This window comes from uncultured Brachyspira sp., assembly GCF_944390595.1.
Lineage (GTDB): Bacteria > Spirochaetota > Brachyspiria > Brachyspirales > Brachyspiraceae > Brachyspira.
The window spans coordinates 1-7,508 of the sequence record NZ_CALXRN010000089.1 but is presented as its reverse complement, the minus strand read 5'-3'; the positions used below and the strand labels follow the sequence as shown (position 1 = coordinate 7,508).

The 7,508-nt window shown below is 26.7% G+C and carries 6 protein-coding genes, 2 tRNA genes and 1 other RNA gene; 8 read left to right on the top strand and 1 reads right to left on the bottom strand.

All coding sequences use genetic code 11. From position 1 onward, the window contains the following. Window positions 1-323: 323 nt before the first annotated feature. From Q0J90_RS04635 to Q0J90_RS04610, 6 genes are all read left to right on the top strand, one after another. Window positions 324-397, top strand: a tRNA-Arg gene (locus tag Q0J90_RS04635). An 11-nt stretch (window positions 398-408) separates the two neighbouring features. Next, window positions 409-494, top strand: a tRNA-Ser gene (locus Q0J90_RS04630). A 34-nt stretch (window positions 495-528) separates the two neighbouring features. After that, an RNA gene (gene ffs / locus Q0J90_RS04625) (signal recognition particle sRNA small type) lies at window positions 529-623 on the top strand. Between the two features lie 146 nt (window positions 624-769). Next, window positions 770-2,041: a PD-(D/E)XK nuclease family protein gene (locus tag Q0J90_RS04620; protein ID WP_297276792.1), complete on the top strand. Its 1,272-nt coding sequence runs from the start codon at window positions 770-772 to the stop codon at window positions 2,039-2,041. A gap of 97 nt (window positions 2,042-2,138) precedes the next feature. Then, entirely contained in the window at window positions 2,139-3,419 is a 1,281-nt protein-coding gene (recA, locus tag Q0J90_RS04615; protein WP_297276791.1) for a recombinase RecA, read from the top strand. Between the two features lie 119 nt (window positions 3,420-3,538). Then, window positions 3,539-4,393 (top strand): toxin A, encoded by an 855-nt coding sequence (locus Q0J90_RS04610; RefSeq protein WP_297276790.1) that lies wholly within the window; start codon window positions 3,539-3,541, stop codon window positions 4,391-4,393. Between the two features lie 35 nt (window positions 4,394-4,428). On the opposite strand, the gene Q0J90_RS04605 is transcribed toward Q0J90_RS04610, so the two are convergent. Then, complete coding sequence (locus Q0J90_RS04605; RefSeq protein WP_297276789.1) at window positions 4,429-5,481, bottom strand: DegT/DnrJ/EryC1/StrS family aminotransferase; 1,053 nt, start codon at window positions 5,479-5,481, stop codon at window positions 4,429-4,431. A gap of 160 nt (window positions 5,482-5,641) precedes the next feature. Between Q0J90_RS04605 and Q0J90_RS04600 the strand changes: the two genes are divergently transcribed. Next, the gene (locus tag Q0J90_RS04600) at window positions 5,642-7,000 is read left to right on the top strand and encodes a hypothetical protein (RefSeq protein ID WP_297276788.1); all 1,359 of its coding nucleotides are present in this window, start codon (window positions 5,642-5,644) and stop codon (window positions 6,998-7,000) included. A gap of 92 nt (window positions 7,001-7,092) precedes the next feature. Beyond that, a partial coding sequence (locus tag Q0J90_RS04595; protein ID WP_297276787.1) for an ABC transporter substrate binding protein occupies window positions 7,093-7,508 on the top strand: 416 nt, incomplete at its 3' end.

Sequence of the window (7,508 nt, the reverse complement as noted above, 5' to 3'; positions counted from 1 at the left end):
TATTGTATGTTTAAAAGTAAACATAATATTTTTGATAAATAAAATTACAGATTCTTTATAGGATATATTTTTTGTATTATTATAAATATATTTTTTATATAAAATTAGCGATGCGATGCGATGCGATGCGATGCGATGCGATGCGATGCGATGCGATGCGATGCGATGCGATGCGATTATTTATTATAATTAATTGAATTGCTTTAACCATAATATTTATTATATACAGATAATTTAATAAGTCAAATTTATATATTATATTCAATGAAAATTTGCAAAAAAATATTACTTATGCTATAATTTTTAAACTAAAAAGTATTTAAGTGCCTGTAGCTCAATTGGATAGAGCATCAGATTGCGGTTCTGAAGGTTGGAAGTTCAAATCTTCTCAGGCACGTTTCTATAATAGGAAAGATGTCCGAGCTGGTCGAAGGAGCACGATTGGAAGTCGTGTGTGCTTAACCGCACCGTGGGTTCGAATCCCACTCTTTCCGTATATATGTTCTTTTTATTTTTTTACATCTCTTATAACGGGGCTCTACGGCAATTGATGATGAATCCGCCAGGTTCGGAAGGAAGCAACGGTAAGTCAACCCAATTGGGTGCTAGTTCTCCTGTTATAAGGGGCCTTTTTCAAACCTCTTTGTACTTATATTTTCATAATTTTTTATATTTTTTTATTTATAAATAACTTGACAAAAATAATGTATTTTTATACAATATATTATTAAATTTATAAATGCTTAAGTTAATAATTTTAGGAATCAATATGAATGATGAACAATTATTAAATTCTTTTTATAATTTAATTAAAAAAAAAGATTTAATTTTTAATTTGATTAGTGAAGAAAATAAAAAAAATATTCCTCAATTCAATATAACAAAAATTTTAGATTATTCTAATTTGGAAATATATAATAGCAAATTAATATATGAAATGTTTAAATTAAATTTTATTGCTGCTAATAATAAAGAAGTGAACTTTGCAAGAGATTTTGCTAATTATATTATAAAAGAAAAATGTTCTCATACTGAAATAAATACTGATGAGAAAATAGACGTTTATAGAGAAGTTTTTACATCTAATAATAGAAGAATTGATATTCTTATTAAAAGTGAAAATAATTTTGAAATAATTTTAGAAAACAAAATAAATTCCTATGAATTGAATAATCAGTTATATGATTATTATAAAGACAGGTCATCACATATTGATGAAAATAAATTATTTGTTGTTTTCTTAACTAGATATGGAAATAAGCCTAATTCTTTAGGAGATAAATATGAAAATATATCAGAAGATAATAGAGTATACCCTTTATCACATTATGAACTTGGAGATTTTATTGAAAAAAATATAATAGAAAAAGAAGAATATTCTTTTTTATGGGAAGATATAAAATATCATTCTCTTTATTCTGGTTTAATACAGATGAGAGATAATGAAAAATTAATTACTAATCAATTTAGGAATGAAGATATGGAAGATAAAGTTATAAGAAATTTTTTGATTGAAACAGATGAATATAAATCATTAAATAGTGTTGAAGATATTAATAATTATGCTAATTTACTTTATAGAGTTGCTAATATAATTAAAATGAAAAAAATAGAAGTTTCTCCTATAAAAGAGAATATTACTTTATTAACAGAAGCTATAGAAAAATTAAATAAATATTTTGAAGGCAAAAAAAATAGTAATAATTATATTTTATCTATAGAAAATATTAAATATCAGCTTATTAATGATGACTTTTCTAGAGCTATAACTTTAAATTTAAAAGATTCAAATTTAAGATTATCTGTAATATTATGGATAGCAACTAATCAGTTTTATATTTGTGTGTTTTCAAATGATGCAGAAATTAAAAAAGAATTATATAAAAATTCAAATAGAGATGCTATATATAATATTATGGAATTTGAAGAAGAAAATGGAAAAGATTTTTTATATACTAGATATGTATATGATGATAAAGCTGAAGATGTAGTATCTATTATGATAAAACTTTATGAATATTTAGAAAACCTAAATTTATAAAAAATATTATTTTTTATATATAAATAACTTGACAAAAATAATGTATTTTTATACAATATATTATTATATAAATATTAATTTTTAGGAGAAAATATAAATGGCTACTAAAAAGAAAGAAACTGCTGAAGTGAAAAAAGACGGTAAAAGCGAAGCTATTGAAGCTATTACCGATCAGATAAATAAAAAATACGGCCCAGGTTCTTTTATGAGACTTGGAAGCAATAAAACTGTTAATGTTGATGTTATATCTACAGGTGCTTTAACTCTTGACCATGCATTAGGAGTTGGAGGAATACCTCGCGGAAGAATCATAGAGATTTACGGACATGAAGCTTCCGGTAAAACTACATTAACTTTGCATATCATAGCAGAAGCCCAAAAGGCTGGAGGTTATGCTGCTTTTATAGATGCTGAACATGCTTTAGACCCGGTATATGCGAGTGCTTTGGGTGTAGATATTGATAATTTATATATTTCTCAGCCAAACTCAGGAGAAGAGGCACTTGAAATATTAGAAAAAGTTGTTTCTTCTACTGCATTTGATATAGTTGTTGTTGACTCTGTTGCAGCATTAGTTTCTAAGGCAGAACTTGCTGGAGATATAGGGGATGCTCATATAGCTTTGCAGGCTAGACTTATGAGTCATGCTTTAAGAAAGCTTACTGCTATAATAAGCAATACTAATACTGCTGTAATATTCATTAACCAATTAAGACAGAATATTGCTACTACTGGTTATGGTGCCGGACCTACTGAAACTACTACAGGAGGTAAGGCTTTGAAATTCTATTCTTCTGTAAGACTTGATATAAGAAGAACTGAATGGATTAAAAAAGGCGATGATACTATAGGGCATAAAGTTAAAATCAAAGTTGTAAAAAATAAATTATCATCCCCATTTAAAGTTGTAAATTTGGAAATTATATTCGGACAAGGTATATCATCAGAGGGACTTTTAATAGATTTAGCTATGGAGGCAAAAATAATTACAAGGAGCGGAGCTTGGTTCTATTATAATGGAGAGCAAATCGCACAAGGTAAGGAAAAGGTTAGAGATTTACTAGCATCTGATCCTAAAATGCGTATGGAGCTTGAAATACAAATCAGAGAGACACTTAATATGGGCGGTGCTGATAAAGTGAAAGAAAAACTTGCTGAGTATTTAGAAGAACAAAAGAATGGAGGAGCACCAAAAGAAAATCCTATTAGTAATGAAGAAGAACCTCCTGTTTCAAAGAAAAAATCTTCTAAAAAAGTAGATACAGATGATTCTGATCTTCTAATGAGTGCTGAAGAAGCCTATTCTAATGATGATGATGAAACTTATAATGATAATGAGTTTGAAGACGACAGTATCATAACTCCGGTAAAAAATTAATATTTTGAGAATTATGGGGCTTTGTTATGAAGTCCCTTTTATTTAATTAAAATAAGAATATATACATATTTTTATAAAATGGTATAATATTATAAAAATTGTAGAAATGAACATTTTAAATGAAGTTAATAAAATTTGTATTTATTTTGAGTATATATATATTTCTAATATTTAAGCCATTGACAGCACAAACTAATATGCAGTCTGGTTTGTATATCGGTGCTGATTTAAATGGACGTTTTAGTCCTTATTTAGACGGAGGAGGAAGAATTTTTTTATTTTACAGATTTATATCAGATGTTTTTCCAGGATATATTTGGGAAGGTATAAAAACGGATATAGGCATAAGCGATCATATAAGTGCTGAAATGAATAGGCTTACAGTCTTCCTAAATACATCTATAACATCATATTTTACTATAGATGCTAAAGTATCTCTTCTTAATTATTATCTCTCGTATGCTAAAAGGGGGTTTGTGAATTTTGACAGTCCGGATTCTGATTTTGGAACAAATGGAATATTAAATGCCCCCAAAACAGCAAACGTTTCATTTGAAGCAGAGGTTACGCCTATCTTTAGAATAAGTTTTTTGAAATCTTTATTTGAAGGAAGAGGATTGACATTGCAGGCAGGAGTAACTTTTAAATATGCCCATAATCAGAAGGGAAAATACCATTTAGATTATGATTTACTTTTAATAAGAGATCAAAATGATATATCATATAAACTAGACACTATGCTTCTTTTTGATTTAATGCCTTTGTCTGTTGGTATTAATTATATGCTGGCTTATATGAATAATACTAAACAGCTGTGGCAGTCAATAGGAGCTTATGCACATTTCCAATATGAATTCTTAAATAGAATATATACTGAAGTAAATTTAAAGATAGGACAATATATAGCACATCCTCAATTCAGAGGTACATTATATTTTGATATGAATGCAATGATAACTTACAGAATTATTTAAAATTTATAATTTGTAAAATATCAAACAGTATAATATTACCTAATCTGTTTTATAAGTTTGCATATAAGTTCAGCTTCGCTTTTCTGCAAAGTAGGATATATAGGCAATGATATACTTTTTAAATATGCATTCTCCGTATTAGGGAAATTTTCATTAGGTAAATTCAAATATTGATGAAGAGGTTTGAATATAGGTCTTGCTGCTTCTACATTATGACGTTCAAACATTTTTATAGCATCGTAAATATTCATAGAACCATTAAGCATGCACACGTATCTATAATATGAAGGACTTTCACTATCATGTGTAGATAATTTCATTAAATTGCTTTCTAATATAGCATTGTCATAGAATGATGCAATATCAGCTCTAACTTCAACCATTCTTTCAAGATGCTTTAATTCTTCCAATCCTATAGAAGCTTGTAAATCTGTAGCACAATAATTGAATCTTTTAATAAAATTTTCTTTTTTGTCATAGTGAATTATATCTCTTATAGCATCCATTCCTTTTTTCTTTGTAAGAATCATACCGCCTGCACCGCCTGAGGTTATCATTCTAGTTGCAGAAAGTGAAAAATAGGCAAAATCTCCGAAACTTCCAAGCAAAGTATCTCTATATTTTCCGCCTAAACTATGCGAAGCATCTTCTATAACAGGAACTTTAATATCAGCAAGCTCATCAATTAATGCACAGTTTCCAAACATGTGGGAAACTATAATTGCTTTAGTTTTTTCATTAATAGCCTCTATAACATTGTCCATAGAAATTTGAAAGCTGTCTTCATCTATGTCTATTAAAACAGGAGTTGCTTTTAAATTAGCAACCACTTGAAGAGGCGAAGCATTTAAAAAAGATGACATTATAACTTCATCTCCTTCGCCTATATTTAAATGTCTTAATATAAGTTCTAATGCTGTAGTTCCGCTATTAACAAATATTGCAGTGAAGCCTTTGCCGAAATAATTTGCAAAACTTCTCTCAAACTCATATATAACATCGCCTGTGGCTAGATTATCGCTTATCATAACTCTTAAAGCAGATTCTAAATCTTTTTTTCTTATAGTAGGTCTGGAATGTCTAATCAATTTTATTCCCCATGATTATAAATTAAATATTGTTAATGATGATATCATAAAATATATTATTTTCAATATTTATTGTATATTATAAAAAATGATTTTTTATTGTATTTTATAATATTACTAGTATAATGATATATCTTGAATTATACGGAAAAATAAAAGAATGAATGATTTTATTGAAAAAAATTATATAAAAATTATACTTTTATCTCTAATTGTTTTTTCATTTATACTAAATATTGTATTATCTTTTAGTATTTTAAATATAAGATCTACTTATGATGATTTTCAGCATTTTTATGATATGTATAGATGGTATGAGAAAAAAGAATTTCCTTTAACTGGAAGCAGGTTTGAATTGTCAGATACTTATGAAGATGAATTTAAAACTGCAAGAGTGCCAGGAGGAGCTTATTATATATATTATATATTATGTTATAAATTATCAAATGAAAATTTATATGCTGCTAAAATTATAAATTATTTTTTTGGTATTTTATTAATATCTATATTTATATTTTGGCTTTATAAAAGGTTTGGTCTTTTTGTATGTTCTTTAATATCTCCTCTTATTCTGCTTAATGGGTATTTTGTAAAATCTGTAACTAATTTTTGGAATCCAAATATAGCATTAATATTTAGTTTTATATTTTTTATATTATTGTTTGAATATTTATATGCTTTAACTGAAAATACTGATAAAAATCCTATAATATCATCTGTTTTTATCTTTCCGGTATTAGCTATTGTAGCACAAGGACATTTTGCTTCATTTTTTTCTGTTATTGCTGCTATGATATTTTATTTAATTATAACTTATAAAAATACAATTAAATATTTAAAGTATTGGATTTTAGGAGTTTTTATATCATTTTTAGAGTATTTGCCTTATTTAATTTCAGAGATTAATAATGGTTTTTATAATACGAAATTAATGCTTTTAAAAAATTCAGAGACGGGAAGAATTATAATTGCTAAAATACAAGCTTTATTTTTATTTCCTACAAATGAAATGTCATCTCATTATTTAAGCGGTTTAAATAATATTATAGGATTTTGGACTTCAGAACCGTCTTATATATATGGTTTAATATTTTTAATTTTGAATCTTATATTTTCTGCTTACTGTTCAATAAATATGCTTTATTCTTTGTTTAAATTTGACTATAAATCAAAAACAATTAATGAAACGGTGTGTATAAAATTATCCAAATTTTTTATCTTATCAATATTGTCAACTCTTTTATGCTTCTTTATATTTAAATTTGGAGAAGGGTATTTTCATTATTTGTATGGGCTTTTTTCAATATCTTATATTCCTATAATATTATTTTTAGTTCAGAAAGAAAACTTTATTCTTCATAATAAAAAAATATTTTATGTTTTAATTGTATTTTTAGTATTAAATTCAATTGCTATGTTTGGAAGTATTGACAGATATATTAATAAATTTGAAAAAGGATTATCAGAGCATCATAAAAAATCTATAATTGAATTTTTGGAAATAGAAAAGAATAAATAATTATTTAATTTATAATTTTATTTGACTTTATTATTATGCTGTTATATACTACTAATCATAGTAATTATGTATAAAACTTGAAGGAGATATAAATGAAAAAGTTATTGATTATATTATTGTCTGGTATATTAATGCTTTCTTGTTCAAATAACTCATCCGGCACATCTTCACAGGATAATGGAGCATTAAAGAAAATAGGAATAATTCAGCTAGTAGAACATAATGCTTTGGATCAGGCTAATAAAGGTTTTGTAGACGGCTTAAAAGAAGCAGGCTATGAAGACGGAAAAAATATAACTATAGATTATCAAAATGCACAAGGCGAGCAGGCTAATTGTATAACTATATCACAAAAGTTTGTTAATGACAGAGTTGATTTAATATTGGCTATAGCAACACCTGCAGCACAGGCAGTTGCAAATACAACTAAAGATATTCCAATATTGGTTACAGCAGTTACAGATCCTGCAGATGCTAAATTGGTAGCTGATAATACAGTACCAGGCGG

Excerpts from the sequence above, each read along its gene's own strand:
- Q0J90_RS04620 (WP_297276792.1), top strand. The coding sequence starts at position 770 with ATGAATGATGAACAATTATTAAATTCTTTTTATAATTTAATTAAAAAA.
- recA (WP_297276791.1), top strand. The coding sequence starts at position 2,139 with ATGGCTACTAAAAAGAAAGAAACTGCTGAAGTGAAAAAAGACGGTAAA.
- Q0J90_RS04610 (WP_297276790.1), top strand. The coding sequence starts at position 3,539 with ATGAAGTTAATAAAATTTGTATTTATTTTGAGTATATATATATTTCTA.
- Q0J90_RS04600 (WP_297276788.1), top strand. The coding sequence starts at position 5,642 with ATGAATGATTTTATTGAAAAAAATTATATAAAAATTATACTTTTATCT.